The 16,974-nt window shown below is 66.2% G+C and carries 15 protein-coding genes; 9 read left to right on the top strand and 6 right to left on the bottom strand.

Annotation, left to right across the window (positions count from 1 at the left end):
- On the top strand, positions 1-1,877 hold a 1,877-nt coding region (locus ACN4F8_RS13685), incomplete at its 5' end, for a PAS domain-containing protein (protein ID WP_419474106.1).
- 9 nt (positions 1,878-1,886) lie between these two features.
- Here ACN4F8_RS13685 and ACN4F8_RS13680 read toward each other — a convergent pair.
- From ACN4F8_RS13680 to ACN4F8_RS13665, 4 genes are all read right to left on the bottom strand, one after another.
- Positions 1,887-2,717: an undecaprenyl-diphosphate phosphatase gene (locus ACN4F8_RS13680; protein ID WP_419474105.1), complete on the bottom strand. Its 831-nt coding sequence runs from the start codon at positions 2,715-2,717 to the stop codon at positions 1,887-1,889.
- Between the two features lie 81 nt (positions 2,718-2,798).
- On the bottom strand, positions 2,799-4,031 hold the full coding sequence (locus tag ACN4F8_RS13675) for an ABC transporter permease (RefSeq protein WP_419474104.1): 1,233 nt from the start codon (positions 4,029-4,031) through the stop codon (positions 2,799-2,801).
- Positions 4,028-4,750: an ABC transporter ATP-binding protein gene (locus ACN4F8_RS13670; RefSeq protein WP_419474103.1), complete on the bottom strand. Its 723-nt coding sequence runs from the start codon at positions 4,748-4,750 to the stop codon at positions 4,028-4,030. The genes ACN4F8_RS13675 and ACN4F8_RS13670 overlap by 4 nt, the downstream gene beginning before the upstream one ends.
- 22 nt (positions 4,751-4,772) lie before the next feature.
- The gene (locus ACN4F8_RS13665; RefSeq protein WP_419474102.1) at positions 4,773-6,176 is read right to left on the bottom strand and encodes an efflux RND transporter periplasmic adaptor subunit; all 1,404 of its coding nucleotides are present in this window, start codon (positions 6,174-6,176) and stop codon (positions 4,773-4,775) included.
- Positions 6,177-6,378: 202 nt separating this feature from the next.
- On the opposite strand from ACN4F8_RS13665, the gene ACN4F8_RS13660 reads away from it, so the two are divergent.
- From ACN4F8_RS13660 to yjjJ, 4 genes are all read left to right on the top strand, one after another.
- Positions 6,379-6,810: a DUF2306 domain-containing protein gene (locus ACN4F8_RS13660; protein WP_419474101.1), complete on the top strand. Its 432-nt coding sequence runs from the start codon at positions 6,379-6,381 to the stop codon at positions 6,808-6,810.
- A gap of 38 nt (positions 6,811-6,848) precedes the next feature.
- Positions 6,849-7,883, top strand: coding sequence for a sensor histidine kinase (locus ACN4F8_RS13655; RefSeq protein WP_419474100.1), 1,035 nt, complete (start codon positions 6,849-6,851; stop codon positions 7,881-7,883).
- On the top strand, positions 7,880-8,668 hold the full coding sequence (locus ACN4F8_RS13650) for a LytR/AlgR family response regulator transcription factor (protein WP_419474099.1): 789 nt from the start codon (positions 7,880-7,882) through the stop codon (positions 8,666-8,668). Before ACN4F8_RS13655 ends, ACN4F8_RS13650 begins: the two co-directional genes overlap by 4 nt.
- 123 nt (positions 8,669-8,791) lie before the next feature.
- A complete protein-coding gene (gene yjjJ / locus ACN4F8_RS13645) occupies positions 8,792-10,093 on the top strand; it encodes a type II toxin-antitoxin system HipA family toxin YjjJ (protein WP_419474098.1) in 1,302 nt (433 codons plus the stop codon).
- Between the two features lie 6 nt (positions 10,094-10,099).
- Here yjjJ and ACN4F8_RS13640 read toward each other — a convergent pair whose 3' ends face one another.
- Entirely contained in the window at positions 10,100-10,564 is a 465-nt protein-coding gene (locus ACN4F8_RS13640; protein ID WP_419474097.1) for a hypothetical protein, read from the bottom strand.
- Positions 10,565-10,730: 166 nt separating this feature from the next.
- Here ACN4F8_RS13640 and ACN4F8_RS13635 point away from each other — a divergent pair, with 166 nt between their 5' ends.
- Both ACN4F8_RS13635 and ACN4F8_RS13630 read left to right on the top strand, forming a co-directional pair.
- Complete coding sequence (locus ACN4F8_RS13635; RefSeq protein ID WP_419474096.1) at positions 10,731-11,315, top strand: DUF924 family protein; 585 nt, start codon at positions 10,731-10,733, stop codon at positions 11,313-11,315.
- Positions 11,316-11,434: 119 nt separating this feature from the next.
- Positions 11,435-13,324: a choice-of-anchor I family protein gene (locus tag ACN4F8_RS13630; RefSeq protein ID WP_419474095.1), complete on the top strand. Its 1,890-nt coding sequence runs from the start codon at positions 11,435-11,437 to the stop codon at positions 13,322-13,324.
- 3 nt (positions 13,325-13,327) lie between these two features.
- Here the strand turns inward: ACN4F8_RS13630 and ACN4F8_RS13625 are convergent, their stop codons facing one another.
- Positions 13,328-14,560, bottom strand: a complete 1,233-nt coding sequence (locus tag ACN4F8_RS13625; protein WP_419474094.1) for a DUF2157 domain-containing protein — start codon at positions 14,558-14,560, stop codon at positions 13,328-13,330.
- Positions 14,561-14,847: 287 nt separating this feature from the next.
- On the opposite strand from ACN4F8_RS13625, the gene ACN4F8_RS13620 reads away from it, so the two are divergent.
- Complete coding sequence (locus ACN4F8_RS13620; protein ID WP_419474093.1) at positions 14,848-16,692, top strand: glutamine--tRNA ligase/YqeY domain fusion protein; 1,845 nt, start codon at positions 14,848-14,850, stop codon at positions 16,690-16,692.
- Positions 16,693-16,727: 35 nt separating this feature from the next.
- A partial coding sequence (locus ACN4F8_RS13615) for a hypothetical protein (RefSeq protein WP_419474092.1) occupies positions 16,728-16,974 on the top strand: 247 nt, incomplete at its 3' end.

Raw genomic sequence — 16,974 nt, 5'->3', positions numbered from 1 at the left:
GGCGGTACGTCAACTGGCAGCCCGAACAACACAGCATGGCCACGCGCCTGGTGGTCGCTCTGCTGATCACGGTCTTGGCCGCCTGGATTCGCGTGGCGCTGGCCCCGGCCGAATCGGGTGGGCGCTTCATCACCCTGTCGCTTGCTGCTGCGCTGTCCGCCCTCTACGGCGGTTTTCGGGTGGGCATGTTCAGCACCGTGGTGGGCATGCTGATCATCAACTTCCTGCTGGTCAAACCCTATTTCAGCTTCGTTTTTGACGACCCGGTGGAGGCCTTCTGGCTCAACCTGTGGCACCTGATCACGCAGCTGGTGGTGGTGGGTGCCATCGGGTTCATGCAGCAGCAGAACAAGCGCCTGCGGCAGGCCACCGAAGAGGTGCAGCTCGGCGCCAAACAGCTGCGCGACACCTTCGAGTTCAGCTCCACCGGCATGGCGCACAGCCACATCGACGGGCGCTGGATCCGCGTGAACCAGACCTATTGCGACCTGATCGGCTACACCCGGGCGGAGATCCAGACGCTGAGCTACCGGGATTTCACCCATCCCGACGACCTCTCGCTGGATGAAGGCCAGCTCGCGCGCACCCTCAAAGGCGAGATCTCCAGCTACAACATCGAGAAGCGCTACATCCACAAACAGGGCCAGATGGTCTGGGTGCACCTCACGCTTTCGCTGGTGCGCCTGCCCGACGGGCAGCCCGACTACCTCATTGCCGTGGTGCAGAACATCACCACACGCAAGTCCACCGAGCAGGCCTTGCGCACCAGCGAACAACTGCTGCGCCAGGCCCACCAGCTCGCAGACCTGGCCAGCTGGCAGGCCGACGTGGCCACCCGCCGTTTTTCCACCTTGTCCGGATCGCACGAGGTGCTCGATCTGCCGTCCGCCGAGTTCACCGACGACGAGCTGCTGGCCCTCACGCACCCCGACGACCGGGCGACGGTCCTGAAGCAGTGGGCCATGGCGGTCAAGGGCCAGGCCGACTACGACATCGAATACCGGCTCATCATTCGCGGCGAGCACCGCTGGTTTTCGGTGCGGGCGGAGTTTGATCGCGACCCCAAGGGCCGCGCCGTGCGCGCCCTGGGCGTCACCCAGGACATCACCCAGCGCAAACGCAACGAGATGCAGATCCAGCAACTCAATGCCTCGCTGGAACAACGCATCGACGAGCGCACGCGTGCCCTCAAGGCCGCCTACGACGAACTGGAGAGCTACTCCTACGCCGTGGCCCACGACCTGCGCTCACCCCTGCGCATCATCAACGGCTTTGCACAGGCGCTGCGCGAAGACAACCCGGCGTGGACCGAGGAGAGCCTCTCGCACCTGGAACGCATCATGGGTGCGAGCAAGAAGATGGGGGAACTCATCGACGGTCTGCTCACCCTTTCCCAGTTCTCGCGCGGAGACCTGCAGCGCAAGCCGGTCAACCTGAGCACCATCGCCACCCGGCTGCTGGAGGAGTTCGCCAGCACCGATGCGCAGCGCAAGGTGCGCTGGGTGGTCGAGCCGGGGCTTGAGGCCATGGCCGACCCGCCGCTGGTGGAGGCGCTCCTGCAGAACCTGCTGCACAACGCCTGGAAATACAGCGCCCAGACGCCCGAGGCTTGCATTCGGGTCTATGCGAGGGTGGAAAAAGGACAGACGCAGTTCTGCGTGAGCGACAACGGCGCGGGCTTCGACATGGCCCGGGCCAACAAGCTGTTCCAGCCGTTCCAGCGCCTGCACATGCCGCATGAGTTCTCGGGCCTGGGCATTGGTCTGGCCACCTCGCTGCGCATCGTGCAGCGCCACGGCGGTGGCATGGGCGCCACCGGTGAGCCCGGCAAAGGCGCCACCTTCTTTTTCACGCTCTACGCCTCCCTGGCGGCGTAGGCAGCCGGCTCAGGCGACCCAGTCAACCCAGCCCATGGCTGCGGTCAACAAGATCAGCGCACCAAACGCAATGCGGTACCAGGCGAACGGGGCAAACGTGTGGGTGGCCACGAAGCGCAGCAACCAGCGCACGCACACCCAGGCCGAGAGCCACGAGAAAAACAAGCCCACGGCGAACAGCGGGATGTCGGCTGTGCTCAGCAAGTCTCGGCTCTTGTAAAGGTCGTAGGCGGCGGCGCCAAACAGCACGGGGATGGCCAGGAAAAAGCTGAACTCGGTGGCGGCCTTGCGGCTGAAACCCAGCAGCAAGCCGCCGATGATGGTGGCGCCCGAGCGGCTCACGCCGGGCACCAGCGCCGCGCACTGCACCAGGCCCACCTTGAGCGCGTCGGTCCAGCGCACGTCGTCCACCGATTCGATGCGCGGCACCACACCGCGTCCCTGGCGCCGCTCGGCCCACAGGATCACCACGCCGCCGACGATGAAGCCCAGGGCCACCACCAGCGGGTTGAACAGCACGCTCTTGATGACGCCGATGAACAGGAAGCCCAGCAAGGCGGCTGGGAAGAAACCCACCAGCACGTTGAGCGTGAAGCGTTGCGCGCGTTGCTCGCGGGGCAGGCCCACCAGCGTTTCCCACAGCTTGCCGGCATAAAGCGAGACGATGGCCATCATCGCGCCGGTCTGGATCACCACCTCGAAGAGCTTGATCTTCTCGCCTGGCATGTTCAGGAGCGACGCCGCCAGGATGAGGTGGCCGGTGGAAGACACCGGGATGAACTCGGTCAGGCCTTCCACCACGCCCATGATGGCGGCCTTGATCAACAACACAAAATCCATGGGAGCGGGTTCTCAGGTGGTGCGCGGTCCCACCGAGGGTCCGACGAGCAAGCCGGTATCGTACCTGCTGCCCGGGCGCGCTCACTCGTGGCGCAAGGCCTGGATCGGCAGCAGTTCCGAGGCGCGTTTGGCCGGGTAGAAGCCGAAGAACACACCCACCAGCGCCGAGAAGCCCGCCGCCAGCACGATGGAGTTGAGCGTCATGCTCACCTGCCAGCCCGCGAACTGGCCGACCGCCCAGGTGGCGATGGCGCCCAGCAGCACACCGATGGCACCACCAATGAGGCTCAGCGTCACCGCCTCGATCAAAAACTGCGTGAGGATGTCGCGCCCGCGCGCGCCCACCGCCATGCGCAGGCCGATCTCCCGGGTGCGCTCGGTCACGCTCACCAGCATGATGTTCATGATGCCGATGCCCCCCACGATCAGACTCACGCCGGCCACGGCCGAGAGCAGCAGCGTCATCGTGCGGCTGGACTCTTCCTGTGCCTGCAGCATTTCGGTGAGGTTGCGTATCCGGAAAGGCTCGTCGGCTCCTGGCTGCACCCGCATTCGCTGCAACAGCAGTTCGCGGATGTTGTCTTCGGCCACTTTCATGTCGTTTCCATCGCGCACCTTGACCGAAATGCTCGCAACACGCTTCACCCGCCCGGCGGCGTCGCCCTGAATGCGGTTGCGAAAAGTGTTCAGCGGCACGATGGCGATGTCGTCCTGGTCCGAGCCCCAGGAGTTCTGTCCCTTGAGTGCAAGCACCCCGATCACGGTCACGGGCACATTGCGCAGCCGGATCACCTGATCCACCGGGTCCTGGTCGCCGAACAGTTCGCGCGCCACCGTCTGCCCGAGTATCACGACCTTGGCCGCACCCTGAGCCTCGGCTGCTTCGAACAGCCGGCCGCTGGCCAAGGGCCAGTCGCGCGCTTCCAGGTAGTCGTTGGTGGCACCAAAAACCGGTGTGCTCCAGTTGGTGCCGCCGTAGACCGCCTGAACCGTGGCACGTGAGCTCGGCGCGGCCACCTGCACCTCGGGCACTTCCAGCGCAATGGCCTGGGCGTCGACTTCATTCAATGCCTGACTGCTCTGTGCGCCCTGGCGCACACCGCCGCTGTTGGAGCTGCCGGGCAACACCAGCATCACGTTGGCGCCGAGCACTTTCATGTGCTCCTGCACACGCTCGGTGGCTCCTTGGCCGATCGCGATCATGGTGATGACGGCGGCCACGCCAATGATGATGCCGAGCATGGTCAACAAGCTGCGCAGTGGATTGGCCCGCAGCGCACGCCACGCGCTGCGCATTGCAGAGAGTGTGTTCATGCGTGTGCTGCCTGAGTTCTGTGTCCGGGCTGCACAGCGTCTTCAACCACCTGTCCATCGCGAAACACCAGCCTGCGCCGCGCCCAGGCCGCAACATCGTGCTCGTGCGTGACCAGCACCACAGTGATCCCCTGTTCATTGAGCTCGGTCAGCAGCCCCATGATGTCCTCGCTCGTGCGCGTATCCAGTGCGCCGGTGGGTTCATCGGCCAGGATGAGCTGGGGCCGGTTGACGAGAGCGCGGGCGATGGCCACGCGTTGCTGCTGGCCACCCGACAATTCGGCAGGCGTGTGATCTGCGCGTTCGCCCAGGCCCACGCGCTGGAGCGCCTCGCGGGCGCGCCGGTGGCGCTCTTCGTTGGACACTCCAGCGTAAACCATGGGCAGTTCCACATTTTCCTGGGCGCTGGTTCGTGGCAACAAGTTGAACTGTTGAAAGACAAACCCGATACGGCGGTTGCGCACAGCCGCCAGCGCATCCGCACTCATGGTCTGCACCGCCTCGCCCGCCAGCCGGTACTCGCCGCCATCGGGCAGGTCCAGGCAACCCAGGATGTTCATCAGCGTGGACTTGCCCGACCCGGATGCCCCCATGATCGCAACGAACTCCCCCGCTTCGATGGTCAGGGACACACCGGCCAGGGCGTGCACCGTCTGATCACCCATGGTGTAGGCCTTCGTCAGGTCCTTCGTTTCGATCAGCGTCATCTGGTCGGTCATGCCGGTGTTGGGTGGTACGGGTTCAGAAAGACATGCGCGGACCACTGCCGCGCGCGGGCGTGGCGGAGGCACTCACACCGGTGACCACGGTCGCGCCCTCGACCACCGCTTGTGCTGCAGGCCCGTCGGATCGCACCATGATCTCGGTATGAGAGCCATCGGTCACGCCCAGCCGAACGTTGTAGGCCGCTGGCTCGCCTTTGGCGTTCAGCACAAAGACACGGCCTCGCGAAGACACACCACCTCGACCATCACGGGGTGCAGCCACAGCCGGCGGTCGGGCAGTGGCCGGGGCGCCAGCGTTGCTCGCTGCGCCTGTGCGGGGTGGGGTGCCAGCAGTGGTGGGCGCATCGGCGGGGCCCTCGGGCACTGGCGCGGGCTCGACACCCGCGATGCGCACGCGCAGCGCAGCGTTGGGCACCTTGAGGACCGATTCGCGCGACTCGGTGACCACACGCACATTGGCCGTCATGCCCGGCAGCAGGCGCCCATCGGCGTTGGAGAAGCCCACCACGGCCACGTAGGTCACCACACTGGAGACGTTGGTGGCGGCCTTGCGCACCTGGCGCACTTCACCTGCAAATCTCTGGCCGGGGAACGCGTCCACCGTGAAGCTGGCCTTTTGCCCCGGCTGGATGCGGCCCACGTCGGCCTCGTCGATGCTGGCGTCCACCTGCATGTCGGAGAGGTTTTGCGCGATCACGAACAGCTCGGGCGCCTGCAGGCTGGCGGCCACGGTCTGGCCTTTTTCCACGGTGCGCTTGATCACGATGCCGTCCACCGGCGAGGTGATGCGGGTGCGCGAGAGGTCGATGCGCGCCTGCGCCACCGCCGCCTCGCGCTGCGCCACGTTGGCCTGCGCGCTCTTGATCTGCGCCTCGCTCACGCCCACCAGCGCCTGCACCGCCTTGAGCGATTCCTGCGCCGAGACGAGCGCGGCGCGCGTGCGGTCGGCCTCGCTCTGGGCAATGAACCCCTGCCCGACCAGGTTCACGTTGCGCTCGTGGGTGCGCTGTGCCTCGGCCACATCCGATTGCGCGCGCGACACATTGGCCCGGCTCGACGCCGAATTGGCCACCGCGATCTGCACCGCCGCGCGCGAGGCGTCCAGGTCGGCCTGCGAAGAACTCAGGCGGTATTCAAACGTCTGCGGGTCGATCTCGGCGATCAGCTGGCCAGCCTTCACTTCGGTGTTGAAGTCCACATACACCGCACGCACCTGGCCCGAGACCTGGGTGCCCACCGACACCTGCGTGACCGGATTGACCGTGCCACTGGCCGACACACTGGCCTGCAGCGGGCCGCGCTCGATGGTCGCGGTGCGGTACTGCACCGCCGACTGCGCACTGCGCTGGCTCCACCACCAGCCGCCGCCGGCCACCAGAGCCAGCACCACCGCACCCGAAATCCATGTCGTCTTTTTCATCGGTCCATTGTAGGAACGGGGGTCCAGACTTGATCGCTGCGGGGTATCTGCCGGGTTTCGCTGCGGTAAAGAACCACCCCCTGCTGCGGTTCACGCCGCGCACCGGGCGTTTCGCGCCACCACCGGCCCGATCCGTCGCAATCCGCTGGGCCCGCCAGCCGCCGCTGGGCACAGTGCGCTCAACCACCCAACGGAGAGCGCCATGCAACTCACACCCCTCATCGCCGTGCACATGACCGCCGCCATCGCCGCCGTGGCCATCGGCCCCATTGCCCTGTGGGCGCGCCGTGGCCACGCCAGCCGCCAGCCCCACAGCCAGCGCCCCCGGCTGCACCGCGCCGCAGGCTACGCCTGGGTCGCGTTGATGCTCGTCACGGCCTTGTCGGCCATCTTCATCAGCGACCCCGCCGTGCCCAACATCGCCGGCTTCTCGGCCATCCACCTGCTGATCCCGGTCGTGCTGTTCAGCCTGTTCCTGGCCTTTCGTCAACTCCTGCGCGGCAACGTGAACGGCCACCGCAAGACCATGGTCTCGCTGTACGTGAGCGCCTGCCTGATCGCAGGCGCGTTCACGCTGATGCCCGGGCGCTTCCTGGGCCACATGCTCTGGAGCCATTGGCTGGGGCTGGTGTGAACGGGGTCGGTTCCCTGGCCTTGCGGGATACTGCGCCCATGCCGCCGCTGAACCCCGCCACCATCGCCCGCCGGGCCTTTGCCACCGTGGTGTTCAACTCGGTCATTGCGCTGGCGATCACCTTGGTCGGCGGCGAGACCTTTGCGGTGAACATGGTCTATTCCCAGTTCATCGGGCTGTTCATCTGGGGCCTGATCGACGGCGGGCGCTTCGTGCTGCACCCCGGCGGCTGGCCTGGCGCGCCGGCCATGGCTGCGCTGGTGGTGGGTGCGGTGCTGATCGCCTACCCGCTCGGCAGCGCATGCGCCAACCTGCTGCTGGGGCGTCCGCTGCTGATCGGCCTGAACAACTTTCCGCGCGCCACCCTGGGCTTCGTGCTGATGTCGCTCTCGGCCGGCGGGTTTGGCGCCTACTACTTCACCAGCCGCGAGATGCTCGCCCGCGCCCGGCTGGCCGGCGAAGAGGCCCAGCGCCAGGCCAGCGAGGCCCGCCTCAAGCTGCTCGAATCCCAACTCGAGCCCCACATGCTGTTCAACACCCTCGCCAACCTGCGCGCGCTGATCACCACCGACCCCGAACGCGCTCTGGCCATGCTGGACCGGCTCAACGACTTTCTGCGCGCCACGCTCACCGCCTCGCGCGCCGACGCCACCGCCGGGCACCACACCCTGGCCGACGAATTCGCGCGGCTGCGCGACTACCTCGAACTCATGGCCGTGCGCATGGGCCCGCGCCTGCGCTACACGCTGGATCTGCCCGAGGCCCTGAGCCGCCTGAGCGTGCCGCCCCTGCTGCTGCAGCCGCTGGTGGAAAACGGCATCCGCCACGGGCTGGAGCCCAGCGTGGATGGCGGCGAGATCCGCGTGGTGGCGCGCCAGGGCCAAGGCGGTCTGGAGCTGGAGGTGAGCGATACCGGCGTGGGCTGCGAGGCCGAGCCGGCCGCTGGTTTCGGCCTGAGCCAGGTGCGCGAACGCCTGGCCACCGCCTACCCCGGCCAGGCCCGGCTGCACTGGCACAGCGCCCCCGGCGCCGGCACCCGCGCCCTGCTCACCCTGCCCCTGCAAACCCCATGAACGCCACCGCCCTCATTGCCGAAGACGAACCGCTGCTGGCCCAGGCCCTGCAGGCCGAGCTGCTGCACGCCTGGCCCGAACTGGCGGTGGTGAAGGTCGTGGGCGACGGCGAAGCCGCCGTGGTGCAGGCGCTGGCGCTGCGGCCCGATGTGCTGTTTCTCGACATCCGCATGCCCGGCCAGAGCGGACTGGAAGCCGCTGCCGAACTGGCCGAAGAATGGCCCGACGACCACCCGTTTCCCGCGCTGGTGTTTGTGACCGCGTTTGACGCCTACGCCGTGCAGGCCTTCGAGACCCAGGCGGTGGACTACCTGCTCAAACCGGTGCAGCCCGAGCGTCTGCGCCTCACCGTGCAGCGCGTTCAGGCCTTGCTGGCGCAGCGCCGGCCCGCCACCGGCGTGCTGGACGCCACGCTGGAGCAACTGCGCAGCCTCATGACCCAACCACAGTCCCCGGCCCCGCGCCTGCAGGTCATACCGGCCAGTGTGGGCAACAGCATCCGCATGGTGCAGCTGGGGGAGGTGCTGGCGTTTGAAGCGGCCGACAAATACGTGCGCGTGCTGCTCGCACAAGGCGAGGTGCTGATCCGCACGCCGCTGAAAGAACTGATGCCCCAGCTGGACCCCGCCGTGTTCTGGCAGGTCCACCGGGGCACCGTGGTGCGAGCCGACGCCATCGAGAGCGTCACCCGCAACGAAGCCGGGCGCCTGGGCCTGCGGCTGCGCGCCCGGACCGAGACCTTCGCCGTGAGCCGGCTCTACGCGGAGCGGTTTCGGGCGATGTGAAGCGGGCCTGTCGGCTGGACCTCTGTTTGAGCCGAGTATCTATTCACTTGAACCGCAAAAATCCACCGAATCGCCCAAGAATGATCTACTCTTCCATCTATTCATGAATCCATTCAAATCCCGATGAACGAACCCCTTCTGGACGCCCTCCGACTGCTCGGCGGCGTGGCCACCAGCGCCGAGCTGAAGGCGCGCATGGGCGTGAGCCAACCCACGGTATCCAGAGCGCTGGCGCCCTTGCTGCGCGACGGTCGGGTGATCAAGGTCGGAGCCGCCCGCTCACAGCAATACCTGCTGGCTCGACACATCGAGGGAGTGGGCAGTGACATCCCCCTGATGCGGGTGGACGCTCAGGGCAGAACCTCGGCTTTCGGCCGCATGGTGGCGCTGCCAGGCGGGCGCTTCTGGGTTGAAGAGGCAGATGGTGCGCGCGAACTGCACGCCGGTCTGCCGTGGTTTCTGCAAGACATGAGACCGCAGGGATTCATGGGTCGCACGTTTGCGCAGGCCCATCCCGAACTGCGCTTGCCCAACGACCTTCGCCACTGGAGCGAAGACGATGTGCTCCGCGCGCTGGTGCAGGCCGGGGACGATCTGCCGGGCAACCTCATCGTGGGTCAGTCCGCCTTTGAGCGCTTTCACACGCTGGCCCAGCGGCTCTCGACCACCACCGCTCCCGAGCAGGACTACCCCCCGTTCGCCGAGCGCGCTATGCAGGGCACGCTGCCGGGCTCCTCGGCGGGCGGAGAGCAGCCCAAGTTCTGCACCACGCTGAACGGCCAGCCTTTGATCGTGAAGTTTTCGCCGGCGGGCAAGGCACCCGTCGACCAGCGCTGGCGCGATCTGCTGGTGTGCGAACACCTGGCACTGCACACGCTGGCGCAGAACAACCTGCCTGCCGCCCAGACCCGCATCGTCGTGGCGGCCAACCGCGTCTTTCTGGAAGCGCAGCGCTTTGACCGCACGGCCCAAGGCCGCATCGGCATGGTCTCGCTGCTGGTGTACGACGCGCAATACGTGGGGCAGATGGACCACTGGGCCGCCACCGCCCAACGCATGGCGGCGCGGCAGCTGATGACGGAAGGCGACGCGCTCCAGTTGCGCCTGCTCGACGCATTCGGCGCACTCATCGGCAACACCGATCGCCACTACGGCAACATCTCGCTGCTGCTGGACCAAGGCAGTTGGCGCCTCTCACCCACTTACGACATGTTGCCCATGCTCTATGCCCCGGTGAACGGTGAACTGGTGGAGCGCGATTTCGCTGCGCGTGCGCTGCACCCCAACGCCGACACGCTGGGTGTGTGGCCACAGGCCGTTGAGCTGGCCTCGCAGTTCTGGGCTCTGGCTGCGCAAGAACCGCGCATCTCAAAAGACTTCCGCCACATCGCTCAAAACAACCGGGACACCGTGTCGCGGTTGTGAGCGCCATCAGCGGTGGCCGCGATGGCCATCGTCGTCGTCCCAGTCGCGCCCGCCGCGATGACCGTGTTTACGGTGACCGTGGCCGTAGCGGCGGTCGTCCCAGCGGGGGCCGTGGCCCCAGCCCGAGCGGTAGTAGGGACGCGGCTGCACATAAACCGGCTGCGGGTAGACCACCACCGGGCGTGGGTGCACGACGATGGGGCGCTGGTAGATGGGGCGGCGTTCCTGGTAGACCGGGTAACGCTCTTCGTACACGGGGTAGGCGTGCCCGTACACCGGCGGGTAGTTGGACACACCCACGGCCACGCCGGGTGAGCCGATGCCGATGGACCACGAAATGTTGTCGCGCGCATGCACCAGTGTGGCGGCGGTGGACGCGACCCAGGCGCTGGCGGTCAAGGCGACCAGCGTGAGGCCACGGGCCAGCGCCGAGGTGCGGGCCCAGTGGGTTTTGAGTGAGGCGGTTTTCATGTGGGGCTCCTGAATTCGCATGGGGCGGGGGTCAGGGTTTTGGTTACCCTGTGCCTGCATTACAAGAAACGGCCTGCTGCGCCGTACCGCACGCCCCGTCAAAGTCGTTGCCAGACGTAACCCCCATGACCGATACCCCCCGATCCCACCCTCCGCCGCCCTTGAAGTGCTCGATTTCTGGTTCGGCGACGGCCTGCAGCGCGACTGGCCCTCGCAAGACCTCAACGCGCTGTGGTTTGGCGGCGGCCCGGCGCAGGACGACGCCATCCGCCAGCGATTTGGCCCGCTGGTGGACGAAGCGCTGAACGGCGGCCTCACAGCCTGGGAAGCCGAGCCGCGCGCCCGGCTGGCGCTCATCGTGCTGCTGGACCAGCTCTCGCGCAACGTGCACCGTGGCCAGCGCCGCGCCTTTGACGGCGACGCCCGTGCGCAGCGCCTGAGCCGGCTTTCAATCGCCGAAGGCATGGACACCACGCTCACGCCCGCCGGCTGCGTGTTTCTCTACATGCCGCTCATGCACGCAGAAAGCCTGGCGCTGCAGGAAGAGTGCGTGGCGCGCTTCCAGAAGCTGGTGGACAACAGCCCTGAAACGCTGCGCGACAAGCTCGCCAACAACCTGCGCTTTGCCGTGGTGCACCGCGACATCGTGGCGCAGTACGGGCGTTTTCCGCACCGCAACGCCGTGCTCGGGCGCGACTGCACACCCGAAGAAGACACGTTTTTGAAAGACGGTCCGCGCTTCGGTCAGTAGCCGGACGGCCCTGCGCAGGTGGCCAGCGGCGAGGATTCACGCCGCCGTCACACGGTCGTCACCGGGGTTTCATGGTGCTTGCCTACAACCGTGGGTTTCAACCCCACCACAAGACCACCATGAGACTCCTGCCTCAGCAGCCGCGCGCCCGCCTGTTCGCCACCTCCATCGCCATGACCGCTGCGCTCGCCGCCTGCGGTGGCGGCAGCGATGCGCCCACCACCCCTGCCCCCGTGGTGGAAGCCACGCCCCTGAGCCTCACGCTGGAGAAGATCGGCGGCTACAGCACCAACCAGTTCGGCGTGAGCGCTGCTGAAATTCCGGCGTTTGACGCTGCGAGCAAGCGCCTCTTCGTGGTCAACGCCCAACTGGGCGCTGTGGACGTGCTCAACCTCGCCAACCCGGCCAGCCCGGTGAAGGTGGGCGTGCTCGACGCCACCGCCGTGCTCGCCGGCGCCGAGATCAACAGCGTGGCCGTGTTCAACGGCATCGTGGCCGTGGCGATTCAGGCCCCCGTGAAAACCGACCCGGGCCGCATGGCGCTTTACCGCGCCAGCAACCTCAGCCTCATCAGTTCGGTGACCATCGGCGCGCAGCCCGACATGATCACCTTCACGCCCGACGGCAACACCGTGCTGGTGGCCAACGAGGGCGAGCCCAGCGACGACTACCAGACCGACCCCGAAGGCAGCGTGAGCGTGATCGACGTGCGCAACCCCGCAGCACCCGTGGCGCGCCTTGCGAACTTCAACGCGTTCGACATCCAGACGGCCACACTGCGCGCCGCCGGTGTGCGCATCTACGGCCCGGGCGCCACCGCTTCAAAAGACCTGGAGCCCGAGTACATCGCCGTCTCCGCCGACGGCACCACCGCCTGGGTGACGCTGCAAGAGAACAACGCGCTGGCCAAGGTGGACATCGCCTCGGCGACCGTGACCAACATCCTGCCGCTGGGCTACAAGAACCACGGTCTGGCGGGCAACGAGCTGGACGTGTCCGACCGCGACAACGTCATCAACATCAAGACCTGGGCCGGCGTGCACGGCATGTACCTGCCTGACAGCATGGCGTCTTACAGCGCGGGCGGGCAAACCTACCTGGTGACGGCCAACGAAGGCGATGCGCGCGCCTGGGGCGAAGACAACCCCGACTACCTCGGCACGCAAAACGCGTCGCTGGGCTTCATTGAAGAGCTGCGGGTCTCGGCCCTGGCGCGCACCGCCGGATGGGCCACCGTGCCGCCCCAGTTGCGCACGGTGGGCACGCCTCCACTGGCAGGCGCCCTGCTCGACCCGGCGGTGTTTGGCTACTGCGGCGCTGTGGCGGGCAACCCGGGCACCTGCATTGCCAACGGCCAGCTGGGACGGCTCAACATCAGCTGGACGCAGGGCTACAAGACCGACGCCATGGGCACCCCGCTGCGCTTCAATGCCACGACGGGCTTGCAAGACCCCGCCGGTGACCGCCTCATGTACGACAAGCTCTACAGCTACGGCGCACGCTCCTTCAGCATCTGGGACGCCAACGGAGCCCTGGTGTGGGACTCCGGCGCGGCCATCGAGCAGTTCCTCAGCAGCGCCGACTGCAAGCTCGGCTCGGCCCGCAACATCCCCTGCGCCACCTACTTCAACTCCGGCCACGACGAAGGCAATGCGCTGGACAGCCGCAGCGACGCCAAAGGCCCCGAGCCCGAAGGCCTGGCGGTAGGCAAGATCGGCAGCAAGACCTTTGCCTTCGTGGGCCTGGAGCGCATGGGCGGCGTGCTGGTGTACGACATCACCAACCCGTCAGCACCCACCCGCGTGGACTACCTGAACACCCGCGACGAATGGACCAGCGACCCGGAGGCCCTCGCCATCGCGGGCAACCTGGCCACCGTGGGCGACCTCGGCCCCGAAGGTCTGGTGTTCATCCCCGCTGCGCAGTCCCCCAACGGCAAACCGCTGCTGGTGGTGGGCAACGAAGTGAGCGGCACCACGGCGGTGCTGCAGTTGAACCTGACGTACTGAACGTCAACCGGGCGCCAGCGGCTTCAAGGCCGCTGGCAGGCAGCCGGCCAGCCGCGCATGAATGGCGGCCTCGCGCCGCTGCCACCAGATGCCCAACGCCACCACACCCAAGCCCAGCAGCGTGAGCGCAAACGGGAACAGCAGGCTGTCGGCAAACACGCGGTGCGACAAGTAGCCCAGGTAAACCGCCACGCCCACGGCACCCAGCACGGTGAACACGCGCCGGCCAATGGCCGCGCTCAGGAACACCAGGCCCACGTTGATGAGCGCATAGAGGAACTTGTTGAGCTCCGAGTCACTGTCACGCAGGCTCAGGCCGCCCCAGAACATGATGGCGCCGAAGAGGTAAAGCCAGAAGGCGAAGTCTTGCCGGTTCAGCGGATGTGTTGATGCGCGCGTGCGCAGATCCACCCACACGGCAACAGCACAGGTGGCGAGACCAAACACCAGCGACACGTCGCGCGTGAACTGCCAGTCGAAGCCGTTTTTCTGCATGAGCATGTGCGCCACGTCCATGTTGAGGTACCAGAGCGTCACCGCCACCGGCATCACCATGAACGGCAAACGGAAGCTGCGCAGCATGACCACCGCAGCCGCCAGCGTGGCCAACTCCAGCGTGAGCCAGCGCCAGTCGATGAAGCGGTGGTAGTCCCTGTAGTTGTCGTTCGTGCCTTCGGGCCAGAAACCCAGGCCGCTCTGCAGCGCCCAGGTGGCCAGCGGCACCAGGCACACCGCCAGCGTGGCCAGCACACCGGCTGGCGTGCGCAGCCGCTGCACCATGAGGTTGCGCGCCACCAGCAGCGCGCCCACCAGGTAACCAACCGCCAGCGCAAACACCCCCCAGGCGCCAAACAGTTCCCAGCCCAGCGTCATGAACAGCGTCATGGCGCCGATGGCCAGCATGCCGCCGAAGTAATAGAGCGTGTTGGTGAACGAGAAGGCCGGGCCGGGGGCCATGCGCGGCATGGGCGACAGAGGCACGCCCGACGGCACCGGCTGTGCGCCAGACGGCACGAGTTGGTCAGCGCTCACGCGCTGGTCGCTGCCCGGTGATGCCCACGAGGCCCACAAGGCATGCGCCTCGCTCGGCACGATGGCGCCACGCTCCACCGCGGCTTCAATGTCGGCCCAGCCCAGGCGTACGCGCACCGAGGGCAAAAACACGTCTTCAGCCTGGGTGATCTCCCACTGCGTGGGCTCTTCGTTGGGGATGGTTTCAGGGTGTTCGTTGTGCATGTTGTGTGTGCCCCGGGGGGTTTCCTCGACTCCGCAACGACGATACCGGATAGCACCCCCGCCCAGCTTGTGCGCCATGACCATTCACCCCGCGCCACAGACCGTTGGCACCAAGCCACCTCCGTTCGGGCTGAGCTACCCCCGTTCGGGCTGAGCCTGTCGAAGCCCTCGCCCACACCTTGTTTTCCCGATCATCCTGAGCCTGTCGAAGGACAGGCTCAGGATGATCGGGTGGGGATGTTTGGGCAAAACCCAAACAGCGCGGGTGACATCAATAGAATGCCTTGATGAGCTCCAACACCCCACCCAGCAAGCCATCCAGCCCCACCGCCAACGCCCCCGCAGAGGGCGAACACAAGGTCAGCAACTTCCTGCGCCAGATCATCGAAAACGACCTGGACAAAGGCACCTACGCCGCCCGCCGCTGGGCCGGTACCCCGGGCGACGCCGCGCACCACGCCGCCGGCCAGCCCGACCCCGCCAAGATTCGCACCCGCTTCCCGCCCGAGCCCAACGGGTATCTGCACGTGGGCCACGCCAAAAGCATCTGCCTCAACTTTGGCCTGGCGCGCGACTACGGCGGCGTGTGCCACATGCGCTTTGACGACACCAACCCCGAGAAGGAAGACACGGAGTACGTCAACAGCATCCTGGACGCGGTGCAGTGGCTCGGCTTCAACTGGGAAGCCAATGGCCAGAGCCACCTGTTTCAGGCCAGCGACTACTTTGCATTCATGTACCGCGCGGCCGAATACCTGGTGGAAGCCGGCCACGCGTATGTGGACGAACAGACCGCCGAGCAGATGCGCGCCGCGCGCGGCGACTTCGGCAAGCCCGGCACCGACAGCCCGTTTCGCAGCCGCACGCCCGCCGAGAACCTGGCCCGCTTTCGCGAAATGCGCGATGGCCAGCACGAAGACGGCAGCATGGTGCTGCGCGCCAAGATCGACATGGCCTCGCCCAACATCAACCTGCGCGACCCCGCCATTTACCGCATCCGCCGCGCCACGCACCACAACACGGGCGACACCTGGTGCATTTACCCCATGTACACCTTTGCGCACCCCATTGAGGACGCGCTGGAGCAGATCACCCACAGCATCTGCACGCTGGAGTTTGAAGACCAGCGCCCGTTTTACGACTGGCTGATGGACCGCTTGTGCGAAGGCGGCCTGCTCGCGCACCCCGCGCCCCACCAGTACGAATTTGCCCGGCTCAACCTCACCTATGTGATCACCAGCAAACGCAAGCTCGCGCAGCTGGTGTACGACCACAAGGTGAGCGGCTGGGACGACCCGCGCATGCCCACCATTGTGGGCCTGCGCCGGCGCGGCTACACGCCCGAGAGCATCCAGATGTTTGCCGAGCGCATCGGCGTGACCAAGAGCGACAGCTGGATCGACTACAGCACGCTTGAAGGTTGCCTGCGCGAAGACCTGGAAAACAAGGCCCACCGCGGCATGGCCGTGCTCGACCCCGTCAAGCTGGTGCTCACCAACTGGGCCGAGGCCTTTGGCTCAGACGGCTACACGGAAGACTGCACCCAGCCCGCCCTGCCCCACCACGCCGTGCCCGAAGGCCAGACCCCGCCGCCCGAGCGCGTGTTCAAGATCGGCAACGAGGTGTGGATCGAACGCGAAGACTTTGAAGAAGTGCCCCCCAAGGGCTACAAGCGCCTGTTTCCTGGGAACGTGGTGCGCCTCAAAGGCGGCTACGTGATCGAGTGCACCGGCTGCGAAAAAGACGCCAGCGGCACCGTGACCGCCGTGCACGCCAAGGTGATCCCCGGCACCAAGAGCGGCACCCCCGGCGCCGACAGCGTGAAAGCCAAAGCCGCCATCACCTGGGTGAGCGTGGCCGACGGCGTGCCCGCCGAAGTGCGCCTGTACGACCGCCTGTTCAGCGACCCCCAGCCCGACGCCGGCGGCAAAGACTTCATTGAAGCGCTGAACCCGGACAGCTTGAAGGTGGTGACGGCTTATGTGGAGCCGTCATTGGCTGCGGCGAAACCGGATGAGAAATTTCAGTTCGAGCGGTTTGGGTACTTTGTGGCGGATCGGGTGGATCACTCGGCGGGAGTTAAGCCGGTGTTCAACCGGGTTACGGGGTTGAAGGATAGTTGGGGTAAGTAGATTTAGACATCTCAAATGCTTTCAGGGGGCAATCAGTGGCGACATTTCAATTTTTCAATATCAAAGTTCTTCCTCATGTAGGCGGCGAAAAAAGCCAAATTGGAAGCGACGGGTACAAAAAGTTATTTCGTGCCGTGAAGGAGCACATCTCACGCGGGGATAGAGCAAAGAATATTTTGGGACTTTCTTATAAGCTGAAAAATGATTTCTACTTCAGCATCTTGCACATTCATTTGGATGAGACATTTTCGTTTGGAAAGTTTTTAAAGTTCGACAAGCCTG

The sequence above is a fragment of the Hydrogenophaga sp. genome (assembly GCF_048549895.1).
In the GTDB taxonomy this organism is placed as follows: Bacteria; Pseudomonadota; Gammaproteobacteria; order Burkholderiales; family Burkholderiaceae_C; genus Hydrogenophaga.
The sequence above is the reverse complement of the archived record's forward strand: the minus strand, read 5'-3'. Positions and strand labels throughout refer to the sequence as shown.

Bases quoted from the DNA above. Each gene is read 5' to 3' on its own strand.
- ACN4F8_RS13680 (WP_419474105.1), bottom strand. From the start codon at position 2,717: ATGGATTTTGTGTTGTTGATCAAGGCCGCCATCATGGGCGTGGTGGAA.
- ACN4F8_RS13675 (WP_419474104.1), bottom strand. From the start codon at position 4,031: ATGAACACACTCTCTGCAATGCGCAGCGCGTGGCGTGCGCTGCGGGCC.
- ACN4F8_RS13670 (WP_419474103.1), bottom strand. From the start codon at position 4,750: ATGACCGACCAGATGACGCTGATCGAAACGAAGGACCTGACGAAGGCC.
- ACN4F8_RS13665 (WP_419474102.1), bottom strand. From the start codon at position 6,176: ATGAAAAAGACGACATGGATTTCGGGTGCGGTGGTGCTGGCTCTGGTG.
- ACN4F8_RS13660 (WP_419474101.1), top strand. From the start codon at position 6,379: ATGCAACTCACACCCCTCATCGCCGTGCACATGACCGCCGCCATCGCC.
- ACN4F8_RS13655 (WP_419474100.1), top strand. From the start codon at position 6,849: ATGCCGCCGCTGAACCCCGCCACCATCGCCCGCCGGGCCTTTGCCACC.
- ACN4F8_RS13650 (WP_419474099.1), top strand. From the start codon at position 7,880: ATGAACGCCACCGCCCTCATTGCCGAAGACGAACCGCTGCTGGCCCAG.
- yjjJ (WP_419474098.1), top strand. From the start codon at position 8,792: ATGAACGAACCCCTTCTGGACGCCCTCCGACTGCTCGGCGGCGTGGCC.
- ACN4F8_RS13640 (WP_419474097.1), bottom strand. From the start codon at position 10,564: ATGAAAACCGCCTCACTCAAAACCCACTGGGCCCGCACCTCGGCGCTG.
- ACN4F8_RS13630 (WP_419474095.1), top strand. From the start codon at position 11,435: ATGAGACTCCTGCCTCAGCAGCCGCGCGCCCGCCTGTTCGCCACCTCC.
- ACN4F8_RS13625 (WP_419474094.1), bottom strand. From the start codon at position 14,560: ATGCACAACGAACACCCTGAAACCATCCCCAACGAAGAGCCCACGCAG.
- ACN4F8_RS13620 (WP_419474093.1), top strand. From the start codon at position 14,848: ATGAGCTCCAACACCCCACCCAGCAAGCCATCCAGCCCCACCGCCAAC.